Source organism: Bradyrhizobium sp. CCBAU 45384, from assembly GCF_028128665.1.
Lineage (GTDB): Bacteria > Pseudomonadota > Alphaproteobacteria > Rhizobiales > Xanthobacteraceae > Bradyrhizobium > Bradyrhizobium manausense.
The window spans coordinates 90,712-106,572 of record NZ_LBIZ01000102.1; the positions used below are offsets into that span (position 1 = coordinate 90,712).

General features: G+C 65.2%; 14 protein-coding genes and 1 riboswitch. Of the genes, 7 read left to right on the forward strand and 7 right to left on the reverse strand.

What is annotated here, in order from left to right; all coding sequences use genetic code 11:
- Window positions 1–44: 44 nt before the first annotated feature.
- Window positions 45–124, reverse strand: a riboswitch (SAM riboswitch).
- 160 nt (window positions 125–284) lie between these two features.
- Genes XH80_RS13640 through XH80_RS13650 form a run of 3 tightly spaced genes read left to right on the forward strand, consistent with a single transcriptional unit; the run spans window position 285 to window position 3,192 of the window.
- Window positions 285–1,127: a chorismate mutase gene (locus XH80_RS13640; RefSeq protein ID WP_057746724.1), complete on the forward strand. Its 843-nt coding sequence runs from the start codon at window positions 285–287 to the stop codon at window positions 1,125–1,127.
- A gap of 35 nt (window positions 1,128–1,162) precedes the next feature.
- A complete protein-coding gene (hisC, locus tag XH80_RS13645) occupies window positions 1,163–2,257 on the forward strand; it encodes a histidinol-phosphate transaminase (RefSeq protein WP_271599006.1) in 1,095 nt (364 codons plus the stop codon).
- Window positions 2,254–3,192 carry a prephenate/arogenate dehydrogenase family protein gene (locus XH80_RS13650; protein ID WP_271599007.1) on the forward strand — a complete coding sequence of 313 codons (939 nt, stop codon included), beginning with the start codon at window positions 2,254–2,256 and terminating at the stop codon, window positions 3,190–3,192. Before hisC ends, XH80_RS13650 begins: the two co-directional genes overlap by 4 nt.
- Window positions 3,193–3,330: 138 nt before the next feature.
- On the opposite strand, the gene XH80_RS13655 is transcribed toward XH80_RS13650, so the two are convergent.
- Both XH80_RS13655 and XH80_RS13660 read right to left on the reverse strand, forming a co-directional pair.
- Window positions 3,331–4,875 carry a hypothetical protein gene (locus XH80_RS13655; protein ID WP_271599008.1) on the reverse strand — a complete coding sequence of 515 codons (1,545 nt, stop codon included), beginning with the start codon at window positions 4,873–4,875 and terminating at the stop codon, window positions 3,331–3,333.
- A gap of 267 nt (window positions 4,876–5,142) precedes the next feature.
- The gene (locus XH80_RS13660) at window positions 5,143–6,327 is read right to left on the reverse strand and encodes a DUF2125 domain-containing protein (RefSeq protein WP_271599009.1); all 1,185 of its coding nucleotides are present in this window, start codon (window positions 6,325–6,327) and stop codon (window positions 5,143–5,145) included.
- 110 nt (window positions 6,328–6,437) lie between these two features.
- Here XH80_RS13660 and XH80_RS13665 point away from each other — a divergent pair, with 110 nt between their 5' ends.
- Complete coding sequence (locus tag XH80_RS13665; protein WP_271599067.1) at window positions 6,438–7,067, forward strand: gamma-glutamylcyclotransferase; 630 nt, start codon at window positions 6,438–6,440, stop codon at window positions 7,065–7,067.
- A 252-nt stretch (window positions 7,068–7,319) separates the two neighbouring features.
- Complete coding sequence (locus XH80_RS13670) at window positions 7,320–7,973, forward strand: hypothetical protein (protein ID WP_271599010.1); 654 nt, start codon at window positions 7,320–7,322, stop codon at window positions 7,971–7,973.
- Window positions 7,974–8,251: 278 nt separating this feature from the next.
- Here XH80_RS13670 and XH80_RS13675 read toward each other — a convergent pair whose 3' ends face one another.
- The 4 genes from XH80_RS13675 to ftsE all read right to left on the reverse strand — a co-directional run bounded on the left by XH80_RS13675 (window position 8,252) and on the right by ftsE (window position 11,434).
- Window positions 8,252–9,025: a lysophospholipid acyltransferase family protein gene (locus tag XH80_RS13675; protein WP_057746905.1), complete on the reverse strand. Its 774-nt coding sequence runs from the start codon at window positions 9,023–9,025 to the stop codon at window positions 8,252–8,254.
- Between the two features lie 11 nt (window positions 9,026–9,036).
- Window positions 9,037–9,741 carry a YdcF family protein gene (locus XH80_RS13680; RefSeq protein WP_271599011.1) on the reverse strand — a complete coding sequence of 235 codons (705 nt, stop codon included), beginning with the start codon at window positions 9,739–9,741 and terminating at the stop codon, window positions 9,037–9,039.
- 72 nt (window positions 9,742–9,813) lie between these two features.
- The gene (locus tag XH80_RS13685) at window positions 9,814–10,782 is read right to left on the reverse strand and encodes a cell division protein FtsX (RefSeq protein WP_271599012.1); all 969 of its coding nucleotides are present in this window, start codon (window positions 10,780–10,782) and stop codon (window positions 9,814–9,816) included.
- Window positions 10,775–11,434: a cell division ATP-binding protein FtsE gene (gene ftsE / locus XH80_RS13690; protein ID WP_057746699.1), complete on the reverse strand. Its 660-nt coding sequence runs from the start codon at window positions 11,432–11,434 to the stop codon at window positions 10,775–10,777. Before ftsE ends, XH80_RS13685 begins: the two co-directional genes overlap by 8 nt.
- Before the next feature lie 214 nt (window positions 11,435–11,648).
- On the opposite strand from ftsE, the gene XH80_RS13695 reads away from it, so the two are divergent.
- A complete protein-coding gene (locus tag XH80_RS13695) occupies window positions 11,649–12,527 on the forward strand; it encodes an MJ0042-type zinc finger domain-containing protein (protein ID WP_271599013.1) in 879 nt (292 codons plus the stop codon).
- A gap of 61 nt (window positions 12,528–12,588) precedes the next feature.
- Window positions 12,589–12,963, forward strand: coding sequence for a response regulator (locus XH80_RS13700; RefSeq protein ID WP_027530607.1), 375 nt, complete (start codon window positions 12,589–12,591; stop codon window positions 12,961–12,963).
- A gap of 256 nt (window positions 12,964–13,219) precedes the next feature.
- Here XH80_RS13700 and XH80_RS13705 read toward each other — a convergent pair whose 3' ends face one another.
- Window positions 13,220–15,835, reverse strand: a complete 2,616-nt coding sequence (locus XH80_RS13705) for a TIGR02302 family protein (protein WP_271599014.1) — start codon at window positions 15,833–15,835, stop codon at window positions 13,220–13,222.
- Window positions 15,836–15,861 lie beyond the last annotated feature (26 nt).

A 15,861-nucleotide genomic window follows, 5' to 3' on the forward strand; every position in this document is an offset into this window, starting at 1 on the left:
TCAGGCCATGAAAAACCCGGCCTGAACGATAGGTTCGGCCGGGATCAGAAGCGTCCCCGGCCTGTTTAGCGAGTTTTTTAACGTGGCTGCAAGCCGGCCGGCTCAAATGACCACGGAACGGGCAAAAACCTACCGGCTTGGCCCGATTTCGTCAAGTCGCAGCCGGATCGGCCAAAATCGTCTCTCAACCGGCTGCCTTGCAGGCCGTCATTTCTCTTTGCTTTCGCCGCCCCGACTGCCTAATCAGGACACTCCTCCGAAGCCTCATAACCAGCTAGTCAGATATGTCCCAACGTCCGCCCGCGCCACCATCGCTGCAGGAATTGCGCAAGGAGATCGACGCGATCGACGAGGCCATGCATCGCCTGTTGATGCAGCGCGGCGACATCATCGACCGCCTGATCCAGGTGAAGCAGACCCAGGAGGTCGGCTCGGCGTTCCGGCCGGCGCGCGAGGCTTCGATGATGCGCGAGATCGTGCAGCGGCATCGCGGCATCCTGCCGCTCGACACGGTCGAAAGCATCTGGCGCGTCATCATCTCGACCTTCACCTATGTCCAGGCGCCGTTCTCCGTGCATGCCGACATCTCGGCGAGCGAGCCCGCGATGCGCGATTCCGTGCGCTTCCATTTCGGCTTCACGGTGCCGTATGTCGCGCATTTCAGTGCGCAGGCGGCGGTCGAGGCGGTGGCGAAATCCAAGGGTGACCTCGCGCTGGTCTCGGCGACATCGAGCCGCACGCCGTGGTGGCTGGAGCTGGAAGCCGTGGGCGCGCCGAAGATCATTGCGCGCATGCCCTTCGTCGAGCGCGCCGACCATCCGGCGTCGCTGCCGGTGTTCGCGATCTCGCGCGTCGCCGACAGCGCCGTAGTGACGGAGGTCGAGACCTTCAGCGTGCGCGTGTCGGGGTGGAACGCCGAGGTCGCGCGGGCGCTGTCGCCGCTCGCCGAGATCGTGGCGGTGCCCGATACCGCCTTCGACGGCGCGGCGCTGCTGGTCTCGGTCACATCAGCCACCAGCATCGACAAGATCAAGGCTGCCCTGATCGAAGCGGGGGCCTCGGTGCGCTCCACGGCCCTCGTCGGCAGCCACGCAACGCGCTATACGGTGCCCCCGACCGGGTCGTAGATCGCGTACCGCCCAAAGCCTATCCGGAGTTGAAGATGTCCCGCCCCATGCCGAATCCCGGCATTCTCGATATTGCGCCCTACACGCCCGGCAAGACCCCGGTCGCCGAGCCCGGCCGCAAGGTGTTCAAGCTCTCGGCCAATGAGACGCCGTTCGGACCTTCGCCCAAGGCGATCGAGGCCTTCAAGCACGTGGCGGATCATCTGGAAGACTATCCTGAGGGAACCTCGCGCGTGCTGCGCGAGGCGATCGGCCGCCACTACGGGCTCGATCCCAACCGCATCATCTGCGGCGCCGGCTCGGACGAGATCCTCAACCTGCTCGCCCACACTTACCTCAGCCATGGCGACGAGGCGATCTCCACCACACACGGCTTCCTGGTCTACCCGATCGCCACCATGGCGAACGGCGCCAAGAACGTGGTGGCGGCCGAGAAGAACCTGACCGCCGACGTCGACGCCATCCTGAAAGCGGTGACGCCGAAGACGAAGCTGGTCTGGCTCGCCAACCCCAACAACCCGACCGGCACTTATATCCCGTTCGACGAGGTCAAGCGCCTGCGCGCCGGCCTGCCCTCGCATGTGCTGCTGGTGCTGGATGCGGCCTATTGCGACTACGTCTCCCGTAACGACTACGAGATGGGGATCGAGCTGGTCGCCACCACGGAGAATACGGTGGTGACGCACACCTTCTCCAAGATCCACGGCCTTGCGGCGCTGCGCGTCGGCTGGATGTTCGGCCCCGAGCACATCATCGACGCCGTCAACCGCATCCGCGGCCCCTTCAACGTGTCGACGCCGGCGATGTATGCCGCGGTCGCCGCGATCGAGGACACCGCGCATCAGGCGATGTCGAAGCAGTTCACCGAGACCTGGCGCAACTGGCTCAGTGAAGAGATCACCAAGCTCGGGCTGAAGGTGACGCCGGGCGTTGCCAATTTCGTGCTGATCCACTTTCCGGAAAGCGGCAAGACATCGGATGCGGCCGACGCCTATCTCACCAAGCGTGGCCTCGTGCTGCGCGCGCTGAAGAACTATGGCCTGCACCATCAGCTGCGCATGACCATCGGCACCGAGGAGGCAAACCGCCTCGTCGTCGAGGCGCTGCGCGACTTCATGGCCGGCAAATGAGCGTGGACCCGCATTTCCAGCGCGTCGCCCTGATCGGCTTCGGCCTGATCGGCGGCTCGATCGCGCGCGCCGCGAAGCTTCAAGGCTTGGCCGGCGAGATCGTCACCACCGCGCGCTCGGAGAAGACGCGCGCGCGGGTGCTCGAGCTCGGTATTGTCGATCATGTCGTGGCGACCAATGCGGAAGCGGTGAAGGATGCCGATCTCGTCATCCTCTGCATCCCCGTCGGCGCCTGCGGCGAGGTGGCGCAGGAGATATCGGCGCATCTGAAGCCGGGCGCCGTCATCTCCGACGTCGGCTCGGTCAAGGGCGCGGTCGTCAAGGACATGGCGCCGCATCTGCCGAAGACCGTCCATTTCGTGCCGGCGCACCCCGTGGCGGGCACCGAGCATTCGGGGCCTGACTCCGGCTTCGCCGAGCTCTTCATCAACCGCTGGTGCATTCTGACGCCGCCGGAAGGCACTGATGCCGATGCCACCGCGCATTTGCGCGCGTTCTGGGCGGCCATGGGTGCCAAGGTCGAGGTGATGACCCCGGATCATCATGATCTCGTGCTCGCGATCACCAGCCATCTGCCGCATCTGATCGCCTACACCATCGTCGGCACCGCCGACGAGCTGGCGCAGGTGACGGAATCCGAAGTCATCAAGTTCTCCGCCGGCGGCTTCCGCGACTTCACCCGCATCGCGGCCTCCGATCCGACGATGTGGCGCGACGTCTTCCTCGCCAACAAGGACGCGGTGCTGGAGATGCTCGGCACCTTCACCGAGGATTTGGCAAAACTCACCCGCGCGATCCGCCGCGGTGACGGCGAGGCGCTGTTCGACCACTTCACCCGCACCCGCGCCATCCGCCGCGGCATCGTCGAGATCGGCCAGGATTCGGCAGCAGCAGACTTCGGCCGCCAGCATGGGCAGCTCGACAAGAAGCCGTAGCGCCGAAGTAGCCCGGATGGAGCGGAGCGTAATCCGGGACCGCTGTCGCGTCCGGTAAGATTGCTGGACTGCGCTTCGCTCCATCCGGGCTACGAGTCCATGTAGCTTCTGACTAGAACGGGTAATACCGGATCTGCGTCATGACGATGTTGTCGTCGGTCTTGGGCGCGCCACTGACGCCGGCGAAAGCGAAGCGTCGCGTGTAGGAATATTGCACGCCGGCTTTGAGCGTGCCGTAATTGCCCTGGTAGATGGTGTCGTAGATGCCCGCGGTGATCTGCCGGACTTCCCTGGTGTGCCATTGCAGGTCGCGGCCGGCGTGTTCTCGGTGAAGCAGCCGGTGTTGTTGTAGAGCGGATTGCCGTAACCGAACGGCACCGTCCCCACATTGGCGAAATTGGCCTTGGCCTTTTCAAGGCCCGCATAGCTGTAGACATCGAGTTCAGGCGTCGCGTGCCAGATCAGGCCGACCGCGGCGGCGGTGATGGTGAGCGGCAGCACGGTGCCATCCTGCGCCAGTGCGGCATCCGGGAACGGCGTCGCCGTGAAGCGCCCGAGCACGCCATGCGCGCCGTAGAGCTGGAGGTCGAGGGTCTTCGGGATCAGCTCGGCAAACACGTGACCGCCGAAGCTGCCGGTGTCGTAGGTATGGTTGGCGCCATTGAAGCGATCGAACAGCTGGCGATAGAGCGCCCAGGCTTCGACATGCAGCTTGTAGGGCCCGAGCCGCGGATCCCACGCCGCCTTGGCGGTGACGTCAGGCACCTGGTTCAAGCTGACATTGTTGAGGCTGTTGAAGAAGCTGCCGCCTGGTCCGGTCAGATTGACCTGGACATTCGGGTTGATCACGCCCTGCGGGCCGACCGCGGGTGTACCGACCGCCGGCGTGTTGCCGCCGAAGAAGGCGGTCTGCGGATTTTCGACTGATGCCGCGATCTTGAACTCGGGCCCGATATCCTGCCAGACGCGCAAGCCCGGTTGCCGGGCAGCCAGAAATCCCGGAACGGATTCGAAATCGATCACGCCGGGCGCGTCGACGCCGCGCGGATCGATGCCCGACTTCGTCGGCGCATTCAGCGACCAGGATTGGCCGGCCAGGACGTGCAGGCCGAGATCGGTGCGGTCGAGCTCGAGGCTGAGCTGCCGCATCCGCGGATTGAAGGAGTTGGTCGCAACCGAGCTCGCCGTCTGCGCCGCGCCCTCGAAGTCGATTTCACCGTAGCCGGCGAGATGCGTATCGGGATTGGCGTTGCCTTCGGCGAGCACCGAGAACCTGCTCTGCCGCGCCGAGAAGCGCGTCTCCGGCACGAAGAAATTGTGGGCCTGCTGATAGGGAATGAAATTGTAGACCGAGCCGGTGTCGGAGGCGATGTTGCGGGAACGGTAGATGCCGGTGAGATCGACCCAGCCGCCGAATGTCAGCGTGATTCCCTTGTAGCAGATCTTGCCGGACGCGCAGGGATCGACCGGGAGCGCCTTGTAGGTTGCCGCCATCGGCGCGGCCTTCGCCTGCGCTGCTTCGACCTGGCGCGTCTTACGCGCCTGCGAATCGACCTTCTGCTGCAGCTCTTTCAGCTTTGCCTTCAGCGCCTGGATTTCTGTTGCGACATTGTCGTCGGCACGCGCCTGTCCCGAACAGGCAGCGAGTAGTCCCAGCATCAGTCCGCGTGTGATGATCCGCACGTAAGCCTCCCTCCACCTGGGAAGCAGGCCCTGATGTTCGCGCCCCCGGCGCGCGCATGCTTCCCTGGTGTGGAGTGATGCGAATAAGCGGGCTGTTATTCGCAGGGCCCGTGCATCTTCTGCATCACGTTTTCCTGACGATCATGGTCGGAATATTTTGGCCGCTTCCGCGATCCGCACGCGCGATGATTGCGGGCCTCACGCAACGCGGCTCCGCATTCCCGATGCGAAGCCGCTTTGTCACCACGACGGCGCCGTGACCGAAAATCAGTACAGCGGCGGGATCTGGCCGACCTTGAACGGGCCGAGCAGCACGGCGCCGTCGGCAAATTTCAGCGGGAAGCTGCGCGCCTTCTTGCCCTCGAGCGTGCTCTCGGTGCCGATCGAGTTGATACCGGCGGCGACGCCGGCATTGGCGTTCTGCTTGATGACCTTGCCGAGGCCGGGAACGGCACGGTCGAGCGCGCCGAAGAGATTGTTGAGGTCCTGCGACTTCACGCCGGGCGCGACGCGGTCGAGCGTGGCCTGGGGCACGCCCTCTTCCAGCATCTTCTCGATGCCGAGCGCCGGAATGACGCGCTCGAGTCCGGTCACCGTCATCTGCAATTCGCCGTCCAGTCGGCCATTGGCCGAGAGGCCCAGCGTGCCGGCCGCGACCGCGATCATCTCGCCCTGCTGGATGCGCGACTGCACGATCTCGATATGGCCGCCGGCGGCCTGGATCTCGCGAAAGCGCTGCGGCCAAGGCTTTGGCGTGAGATCGGAAAGGCCGGTGATCTTGGCGCGCGTGTCCGCTTCGAACGGCTCAGCGAGCAACGGATGCACGCCCTGGACGCTGCCTTGCGAGACCTGGAGCACGGTCTCGATCACAGGATGAGCCGACGTCGATCCATCGGCGAGGCGACCATGCAGCTCGATCTGCCTGGCGCGCGCGAGCGGCACCTGCACGCTGCCGTCCATCCTGTTAAGGCTGGGATCGTCGAACACGATGGAGGCGCGCTCCGGCACCGCCGGCAGACCGATCACGCTGCTGCGGCCCTTGCTCCAGTTCACCACGAAGGTGTTTTGCGTCACGCCGTCGACCAGCGTTGCCGGCGCAGCGAATTCCGCAATGACGTGCTTGGGATCGTAGACCTGCCCGACGACCAGGATGTTGTCGAGCCTGGCCGTGAACGGCGTCTTGCTCGCATTCTGCGACACCAGGGCGACGCTGGCGCCGGAGCACTGGACCTCGAAGCGGAACGGGAAACCCGCGATCGAGCGCTTGGCGCAATCATAGATGCGGCCGGCTTTGGCTTCCTGCGCGCGCCAGGCATCGACGGCGATCGCGGCCTGCGAGGCCGCATAGAACCAGAAGCCGCTCCAGGCGGCCGCGAGGATCAGGAGGAGGACGGGGGCAATGAAGAGGCCCCAGCGGGAGCGTCGGCCTGCGGCAATGGTCATATTGGACATGCGGCGACCCTTTGACCCCAGATTTTGTCAAATGTAAGCGAGGTTGGTCCCCGACAAAAGGCGGAGAAATGACTTCGCTTCGGAGCCGGGTTCTGGTAGCCGTGCCCGAAATGTCGGAAATCATCCTTCCCACCGTCACGTCAGCCAAGGGCGACCTCTGGGTGTTCGGCTACGGATCGCTGATGTGGCGGCCGGGCTTCGAATTCGAGGAGCGCGTCCCGGCGCGGCTGGTCGGCGAGCACCGCGCGCTCTGCGTCTATTCCTTCGTGCATCGCGGCACGCCGGAGCAGCCGGGCCTCGTGCTCGGGCTCGATCGCGGCGGCGCCTGCCGCGGCATCGCGTTCCGTGTCGCCGAAAAGAACCGCGCCGATGTGGTTGCTTACTTGCGCGCGCGCGAGCAGGTAACGTCGGTCTATCGCGAAGTGATGCGCTCAGTGTGGCTGGAGAACGATGCGCGGCAGCGCGTCAGCGCGCTCGCTTATGTCGTCGACCGCGGTCATGTGCAATATGCCGGCCGGCTCTCGCTCGCCGAGCAGCACCGCCACGTGCTCCAAGGCCATGGCCAATCCGGCGCCAACCGCGACTATGTCACCGCGACCGTGAAGGCGATCGAAGCCGAGGGCTTTCGCGACAAGCAACTGCATCAGCTCGCGATGATGCTGCATGGCGAGGCGCATTCGTCGCACGCTCGGGCTCCGAGCGAGGGACGGTCGCTAAAGCGCAGACCAGGCATGCTCTGAACACGTTGCCGCCCACGAACCCCGCCCAGGCTCGCAATCACTTTGAGCCCGTCTGAATCCCTCCGCGACGGGGCATGCGCTACAGCCGTCCAGCCCACGACCTCTCCTCCACGTTCAGGTGAAGGACGATGTGTGATTATGGATCATCTGATCGTATAATGGGTTTGGCGAATGCCGGGATAACCGGTTCTAGCAGTGTTGTTGCGACGCATGATCGTGGGGGCGACAGTCCTCACTGGAAGGACCAACCGCATGGCCCAGATAGCGAATTTGGCTGTACTCTCATCCCTGGTCTTGTTGACGTCGGGGGTGCCGGGACCGGCGCAAGCCCAGCAAAGCAGCATGAGCTTCTTCATAACCAGTGTGGGGCTCGGCAAGGGCGGGGACCTCGGTGGGATCGACGGCGCCGATCGACATTGCCAGACCCTCGCCGAGGCCGCAGGCGCGGGCGGCAAAACCTGGCACGCCTATCTTTCGACGCAGGGGCCGAATGCGATCAACGCCAAAGACCGGATCGGGAGCGGTCCCTGGTCCAATGCCAAGGGTACACAGATCGCGGCAAGCGTGGCCGACCTGCACAGTGACAATAACAAGATCAACAAAGAGACCGCCCTCGACGAGAAGGGAATGATGGTCAAGGGCCGCAGCGACACTCCCAATCAACATGACATGCTCACCGGCACACAACACGATGGCACGGCCATTCCGGGCGCAGACGCGACCTGCAGTAACTGGACCAACAGCACTGACGGACAGGGTAGCGCGATCGTCGGACACCATGACCTGATCGGCAACACTCAGGGTCCGAATTTCTGGAACTATTCGCACAAGACGCCGGGTTGTTCCCCGGCGAACTTGCAGCGCGTCGGTGGAGCGGGTTTGTTTTACTGTTTCGCCACCAACTGAGTTCGGCCGACTGTTTCTGGGCCGAGGAATCAGAGCGCCCGCGTTTATCGAGGTTGTTCGTGCTTATGGGCGCTCGATCGCGACGCTGAAATAGCCGACGCCAGATGTCGTCGTTCGCTTTTTCGCCCGATCATGTTTTCGGTCAACCCTCTCGTTCGCATCTCGTCGCACTGACTCGGTCGCGCTCCCGATCGACGAAACAGCCCATATGCTTGCCGAAAGACTTGCGAGAGGTCGGCTAGGAGGCACAAGCCGTCGGCGACGATACAAAAGGCGATCTAGCTGCCCGAGGCCCCGTAGCTCGGCGAGCTGCCGATCAACCGCTCCTGCTCTTTCCGGCCGGCTTCGACGATGCGGCTGGTCGCATCCTCGATCACGGTTTGCACGCGCGAGAGAAACTCATCCTTGGGCAGGCCCGGCGGCAGCGGGTCGAGGAACTCGACGACCAGCGTGCCGGGATAGCGCATGAAGGTGCGGCGCGGCCAGAACAGGCCGGAATTGAGCGCGATCGGCAGGCACTGCACGCCGCAGGATGAATAGATCTGCGCAAAGCCGGTCTTGTAATCCGGCGGCGCCCCCGGCGCGCGGCGCGTGCCTTCCGGAAAGATGACGAGCTGGCCGCCGGCGCGCACCGCCTCGCGCGCGCGCCGCGTCATGTCGAGCAGCGCCTTCACGCCGGCTTTGCGGTCGATCGCAATCATGCCTGTCTTGACCAGAAACTGACCGAACACCGGAATCTGCATCAGCTGGCGCTTGAGGATGAAGATCGGGCGCTCAAAGAAACCCGGCAGCACGAAGGTCTCCCAGAACGATTGGTGCTTCGCGACGATCACCAGCGGCCCTTGCGGAATCTTCTCGACGCCGCGGAATTCGACCTTGATGTTGCAGACCACTCGCATCAGGACAAGCGTCGCCTTCGCCCACCATTGCGCAACCGTCAGCATGGCGCGCGGCGGCAACGCGAAGGTCGGCAGCGCCACGATCGCAAGGCACACCAGCACGGTGTAGAACAGCACGTTGAACAGCAGCGAGCGCAGGAAAATCAGGAACATCAGGAATCCGATCAATTGGCCTGAGCGGTGGCGGGCCGCCTGGATTGCAGACCAAGAGGCTGCTCCGACATCTCGGGCGAAAGGTCAATCCCGAAATCTTCCAGCCGTACCCTCACCTCGGCCGCGACGTATTTGACATATTCGGACAACAGCAGCCGCAGCGTCGAGGCCGAGGTCCACCACGGCTCCTCGCGCCATTTGTCACCGACCACGGCGAATGGGACCAGCGTGGTCTCCGGCATCGCATGCGAGAATTCCACGAGCGCGCGGGGCATGTGGTAATTCGAGGTGACCACGATCAACGATTTGAAGCCGCGCCCCTGGGCCCAGCGCCGCGCCTCCGCCGCGTTGCCGCGGGTCGTGAGCGCGGTGCGGTCGAGATCGACGCAGCAGGTCATGAAGGACTGGTTCTCCGGCAGGGTCCGGGAGATATCGCTCGCGGTCGAGGTCGGGTGCACGCCCGAGATCAGGAGCCGCTTGCCGTAGCCGGCCGCGAGCAGCTCCATCGCGTCCGAGACCCGCGAGGAGCCGCCGGTGAGGACCACGATGCCGTCAGCCTTGCGATCGGGTGCGATCTCGGCGCCGCGCAATTGCGACAGGAAGGCGACGAAGCCCGCCGCCGCGCCGACAAAGGCGAACGCGATCGTCGACACCACGGTCGCACGGAGCCAGCCGTGCGGCAGTTTCGGCGATCGATCGTCGGTCGGCGAGGTCATGTGATGTCGGTGATCCCTTCCCCGGATGATTTTAAGACGTTTTGAGGCGAAGTGGAGTCCGGTTTGTCGGGCTCAATCCACATCGTTCAGCGTCGCGAACAGGGTCTGGCGCGAGGCGACCGCGGTGATTGCGCCGATCAGCACGGCCTGCACCGCGAGCACGACATAGCCTGACGGCCGCAGCGAGAAGGTGCCGAGCAGCGCCGCGAACTGGTCGCCGACGGGGGTGCCGGAGAACCAGCCGGCGATCGATTCGGAGAAACCGAATAGCAGCATGGCGACGCCGCCGCCGATGACGCCGCCTTCGAGGCCGAGCCGGAGGAAATGCCGCAGGAAATGATTGGCGATGTAGCGGTCGCCGGCGCCGACGAAATGCAGCACTTCGACGATCGGCCGGTTCGCTGCCATCGCGCCGCGGGTTGCGAACGAGACCGAGATGATGGTTGCGACGATGACGAGTGCAAGAATGCCGATGCCGGCCAGCACGGTGGCGTTGGTCATCGAGCGCATCCGTTCGATCCAGGCGCGATGATCGTCGACGCTGGCGCTCGGCGCCACTTGCGTCACGCGCGCACGCAAGCTGCCGAGGTCGAGCGCCGTGCCCGGCTGCACGCGCGCGATGATCATGCGCGGCACCGGCAGATCGTCCATCGACAGGCCGGTGCCGAGCCAGGGCTCCAGCAGCTTGCCGCTTTCGTCCTTGGTGAACGGTTTGACCTCGACAATACCGGGTTGCGCGCGCATCGCCTCGGTGACGGCGGCCGTGTCGCGCTCGAGGTCGCGTCCCGATTGCGGGCGGACCTGGATGGTGATTTCGCTGGCAACATCGGACTGCCATTCCGCAGCCGAAGCGCTCACCAGGAGCACCGCGCCCGTTGTCATCGAGGCGAGAAAAGTCATGATGGCGACGACGGCGACCAGCGCACGGCCATGGATCGAGGCGCGCGGCACGATCGGCGAGGTATTGCGCGCCTTGGCCGGCAGCGGCGGACGCTCCTGTCCGAGGTCGACCAACACGCCGCGGTCATCTGGCCTACTCATAGACGTGCAGCCGTCCCTGATGCAGCACGAAGCGGCGCGCTTCATACTGATCCATCAGCGCAATATCGTGGGTGGCGATGATGACGGCGGTGCCTGACTTGTTGAGCTCGATGAAGAGCCGCAGCAGGCGCCGCCCGAGCGTCGGATCGACGCTGCCGGTCGGCTCGTCCGCGAGCAGGAGCTGCGGCCGCGAGATTACCGCGCGCGCGATCGCCGCGCGCTGCTTCTCGCCGCCCGACAGGATCGGCGGCAGCGCATCCATGCGGTCACCCAGACCGACCCAGCGCAAGAGGTCGATGACCTCCTTGCGATAGCTGGATTCGCTGCGGCCCATGACGCGGAACGGCAGCGCCACGTTCTCATAGGTCGTCATGTGGTCGAGCAGGCGGAAGTCCTGCAGCACGATGCCGATGCGCTTGCGCAAGTCCGCGATCTCGTCCTTGCCGAGCGTGGAGATGTCGTGGCCGAACAGATTGACGAGGCCGCGCGTCGGCCGGTGCGACAGAAACAACAGGCGCAGCAGCGACGTCTTGCCGGCGCCGGACGGGCCGGTGAGGAACTGGAAGGAATGCGCCGGGATCTGGAAACTGAGGTCGCGCAGGATCTCCGGCCCCAGGCCGTAACGCAATCCGACATTTTCGAACCGAACCAAAGCTCAGCTCCGTTCGAGGGGACGTAGCCGCATCGCCAGCGAGGCTTCGCCGCATGCGATCAAGGGGTTGTGCGACCGTTATGGTTTCCGGTTCGTTAACGGTCGCCCTGTAGCATCTCGGGCAGCATTCTTAGAAGTCCCTTCTCGGGCGAACCTTGTCCCAGGAGAATCCTGGGCCGGGTTCCCCGCGCCAAGGTCATTGTCGAGGCCGTCCATGCATATCGTCTGCCCCCATTGTATGACATCCTACGCCATCAAGCTTGCGAGCCTGGGGACCAACGGGCGGACGGTCCGCTGCTCCCGCTGCAAGAAAACCTGGATCGCCCATCCCGAGGACGCCATCGAGGAGGCCGCCGTGCCGGCCATGGCGGCAGCCCGCCAGGCCGACGACCAGTCCGACCTCGCCGAGCAGTGGAACACTTACGCCCAGGACGATAACGCCGCCGAGACGCCCGTGGTCGACAGTCCCTCGATCGCCAGCGACTGGCCGACGGAGGATGCCGCCGAGGCTGAGGACGAATGGTCCGCGGCGGCTCGGGCCGTGGAAGAAGAAGTCGTCGGGGCCCAGCATCAATCCTGGTTCCGCGGCCTGTTCAGCCGTCGCGGCGCCAAAGTGAGGCGGCCGACGCCCACTGTTGCCCCGCGCAGATCCTATTACGGCCTGCCGGTCGCCTGCGCTGCCATGGGCGCGCTGGTGCTGGCCCTGGTGATCTGGCGCGGCGACATGGTCCGCCTGCTGCCGCAGACCGCGGCCTTCTACAAGCTGGTCGGGCTGGAAGTGAACCTGCGCGGGCTCGCCTTCAAGGACGTCAAGCTCTCGACCGAGACCGTGGACGGTAAGCAGGTGCTGGTCATCGAGGGCGTGATCGTCGGCCAGGGCAGGAAGCCGCTTGATATACCGCGCTTGCGTTTTGCGGTGCGCGACGCGCAGGGCGCCGAGATCTACGCCTGGAATTCGGTGCTGGAGCAGACCGTGCTGCAACCCGGCGAACGCGCCTTCTTCCGCTCGCGCCTCGCCTCGCCGCCGCCGGAAGGCCGCAATATCGACGTTCGCTTCTTCAACCGGCGCGACATCGCTGGCGGTAGCGTATAATCAGGCCTTGTAGAGTCCGCACGGGAGGGTTGGTCCCAAGGATCATCCCAAGGATCGTCTCATGCCAAAAGTGTTGATCGCCGACGACGAGGATTCGATGCGCCAGCTGGTGGCACGCGCCATCGCCATGGACGGCCACGAAACCGTCACCGCGCAGGACGGCGCCGAGGCGCTGGAGATCCTGACCCGCGAGGACGGCGCGTTCGATCTGTTGCTCACCGATATCCAGATGCCCGTCATGGACGGCATCGCGCTCGCCCTCTCCGCCGCGCGCGACTTTCCGCAATTGACCATTCTCTTGATGACGGGCTTTGCCGACCAGCGCGAGCGCGCCTCGAATTTGAATGCGCTGGTGCATGACGTCGTGACCAAGCCGTTTTCGGTCGCGGATATCCGCACGGCGGTAGCGGATGCGCTGGCGGCGAAGAAGGGGTAGCGGCAACCTAGCCAAGCACTCTGCTGTCATGCCCCGGCTTGCCGCCTTCGCTGAAGCTTCGGCGCGCCTAGCAGCTCCATGGCCTCGGCGTAGCCTTGGCGGAGCCGGGACCGGGGCATCCAGTACGCCGTGACCTCTCGTTTCAACCGCAACCATCTCTGGAATACTGGATCGCCCGATCAAGTCGGGCGATGACAGCGAGATTGTGGTTATGGGTCCCGGCCTTCGCCGGGACGACGTGGGGAGATAGCCGGGCTCAAAAATCCTTCAGCAGCCGCTCGATATAATCGAGCTCGATCTGCGGGCGCGAGGGGTCGCCGAGGCGGCGGCGGAGTTCTTCGAGAATGCGGCGGACGCGCTGGACGTCGATCTCGCCGGGGATCCTGACCGTGTAATCATCGCCATATTCGTGGCCACGCAGCGGACGGCCGAGCGGGTCGGTCTGGTTGCCGCCGCTTTGCTGGCGACCGGCACGGTTGCCGGGACCGTCACCCTGGCCATCGCCGTCACCCTGCTGCATCGCCTCGGCCATCTTCTGCGCACCCTTGCGCATCGCGTCCAGCGCCTTGCCCTGGGAATCGACCGCGCCGTCGGCATTGCCCTCGCCCAGCTTCGAGCCCGCATCACCCATGGCGTTGTCGGCGGAATCGAGCCCGCCATCATCATCACCCTGGTCGGCATCCTGATCGCCGTCCTGACCGGACTGCGCCTGGTCACCTTGCTGGCCCTCCTGGCCCTTTTGTCCCTTCTGGCCTTTCTGACCCTTCTGCGAGAGGCCGCGCTTGGCCATTTCATCCTGGAGCTTCTTCAAGCGATCGCGCAGCGCCTGCTGGTCCTGCTGCAGATCCGACATCGACTGGTCGCCCTGCTGCTGCTTGCCGCGCATACGATCGCGCCGGGAATCCTGGCCCTGCTTGTAGGTCTTGTCGCGCAATTGCTGCTGCTTGCGGATCATGTCGCCGAGCTCGTTGAGCGCCTGCTCCATGTCGCTCTCGCCGGACTGCCCCGGCTGCGCCATCTGGAGGCCCTCCAGCATCTGCTGAAGCTGGTCGAGCAGCTGCTTGGCCGCATCCTTGTCGCCCGAGCGTGACAGGCGCTCCATGCGGTCGATCATGTTCTGCAGGTCCTGCTGGCGCAGGATCTTGGTGTTGGGATCGAGCGGACGCGCGAGCTGCTGGGCATCCTTGTTGTTGCGGAACTGCTCGGCAAGCTGGCGCATGAAATTGTCCAGCGCCGCCCTCAGGTCCTGCGTGAGCTTCTTGATCTCCTCGTCGCTGGCGCCGCGGTCCAGCGCCTGCTTCAGCGCGTCCTGCGCTGCGCGAAGCGCCTTCTCGACATCGGAGATGTTGCCGTCCTCGATCGTCACCGCGAGCGCCCACAGGCTCGCCACCACCTCGCGCAGCGCATCATCGGTGCGCGCCGCCTCGAGCTGGCGGGTGACGCTGTAGAGGCCGAGATATTGCCCGGTCTCCTGCGTGAACAGTTCGGGCGCGATCATCAGCGCATCGAGCGCGGTGTAGACGTCGGAGTTCTTGTTGGCGTCGAGCGCGAGGATGCGGCGCTGCTCGATCAACGCGCGTGCGAGCGGCTTGGTGAAGAGACGCTCGGGCAGGCGCATGTGGAACGGCTCGCTTCGCGCCTCGTTGCCGGCCTCATCCTTGGCAGTGAGCGTCAGCCTGACATCGGCACCGGCATAGGGATCTTCGCTGAGATCCTTCACGGTCTGGCCGACGCCGTTGCGGGTGCGCGCGTTCGGCAGCACCAGCGGAAACTGCGGCGGCTGGAACAGCGGCCGCGCCGCGGTCTTGGCATCGCCGTCCTTGCTCTCGGTGGGCCGCACGGCAACTTGCGCTTCGGCGCCGGTGACGCCGTAATCGTCCTCGATCTTGTAGACGAGCTGCAGCGCGCCGCGCGCCTGGCGCTCCGGATCCTTGGCGAGCGCGATCGTCGGCGGACGATCCGGCGTCGCTGCAAAGGCCCATTGCGGCTGGCCCGAGGGCGCGCGGACATGCGCGGTGCCGTCGCCGGTGATGGTGAAATGCTTTTCGTTGGTACCCTTGGGCGCAGCTTCCTTGGACTCGGCTTCCTTGAGGCCGCCGGAGACCACCACATCCAGGCTGCCGCCGGACGAGCGCACGATCAGGGTCGAGCCGGCGGGAACGGCGAGCGGGCCGCTTGCTGGCAGCGCGGCCGCCTCCTTGTTGGCGGCCGACAGGATCACCGGCGGCTTTCCGGTGTAGAGCGGCGGGGTGACCCAGGCGTCGACGCGGATATTGGTCGGCGCCAGCACGCCGTTCCAGTCGAACGCCGCCCCTAACCGCATCGCGCGCTCGTCGCCGGCCGCGAAGAAGGTCGCGACCAGCATCACCATCACCAGCGCGCGCAGCGCCCAGGGGTCGTGGATGGCCAGGCGCGGGTGCGGCAGACCGGCACGGATACGCTTGAGCGAGGCCAGCGTGCGCTCGCGTTGCGCCTGCCACAGCGCGAGTGCAACCGGATCCTGCGAGGTCAGCGTGTCCGTGAGCGTGGTGGCGGGACGATGGCGAATGCCCGAACCGCGGTCGAGCCGGGCGAGCGCCTCTTCGCGGCTCGGCCAGCGAAACCGAATCAGCGGGAACAGGGCGGCAACCGCCAACCCTGCGAAAATGACGAGGCCGATGGCGCGGGCGACGAAGGGCAGCGCCAACCAGAGACCGGCCCAGGACACCACCAGAAACAGGCCGACAACGGTGAGAACACGCGCCAAACCCGGCCAGGCTCGCTCCCACGCGATGGCATAGGTGGACCGCTCAAGGGCCTGCGCCAGCTTCAGCCGCGACAGATCATCGCCATCACGGATCGGGTCTGACGGGTCGGGGGTGACGCCGTTCAATCAACTCTCCAGGTTACCCGGCGGAG

Coding starts and splice junctions, on each gene's coding strand:
- XH80_RS13695 (WP_271599013.1), top strand. CDS start 11,649: ATGCATATCGTCTGCCCCCATTGTATGACATCCTACGCCATCAAGCTT.
- XH80_RS13700 (WP_027530607.1), top strand. CDS start 12,589: ATGCCAAAAGTGTTGATCGCCGACGACGAGGATTCGATGCGCCAGCTG.
- XH80_RS13660 (WP_271599009.1), bottom strand. CDS start 6,327: ATGTCCAATATGACCATTGCCGCAGGCCGACGCTCCCGCTGGGGCCTC.
- XH80_RS13640 (WP_057746724.1), top strand. CDS start 285: ATGTCCCAACGTCCGCCCGCGCCACCATCGCTGCAGGAATTGCGCAAG.
- XH80_RS13670 (WP_271599010.1), top strand. CDS start 7,320: ATGGCCCAGATAGCGAATTTGGCTGTACTCTCATCCCTGGTCTTGTTG.
- XH80_RS13680 (WP_271599011.1), bottom strand. CDS start 9,741: ATGACCTCGCCGACCGACGATCGATCGCCGAAACTGCCGCACGGCTGG.
- hisC (WP_271599006.1), top strand. CDS start 1,163: ATGTCCCGCCCCATGCCGAATCCCGGCATTCTCGATATTGCGCCCTAC.
- XH80_RS13665 (WP_271599067.1), top strand. CDS start 6,438: ATGTCGGAAATCATCCTTCCCACCGTCACGTCAGCCAAGGGCGACCTC.
- XH80_RS13685 (WP_271599012.1), bottom strand. CDS start 10,782: ATGAGTAGGCCAGATGACCGCGGCGTGTTGGTCGACCTCGGACAGGAG.
- XH80_RS13650 (WP_271599007.1), top strand. CDS start 2,254: ATGAGCGTGGACCCGCATTTCCAGCGCGTCGCCCTGATCGGCTTCGGC.
- XH80_RS13675 (WP_057746905.1), bottom strand. CDS start 9,025: ATGTTCCTGATTTTCCTGCGCTCGCTGCTGTTCAACGTGCTGTTCTAC.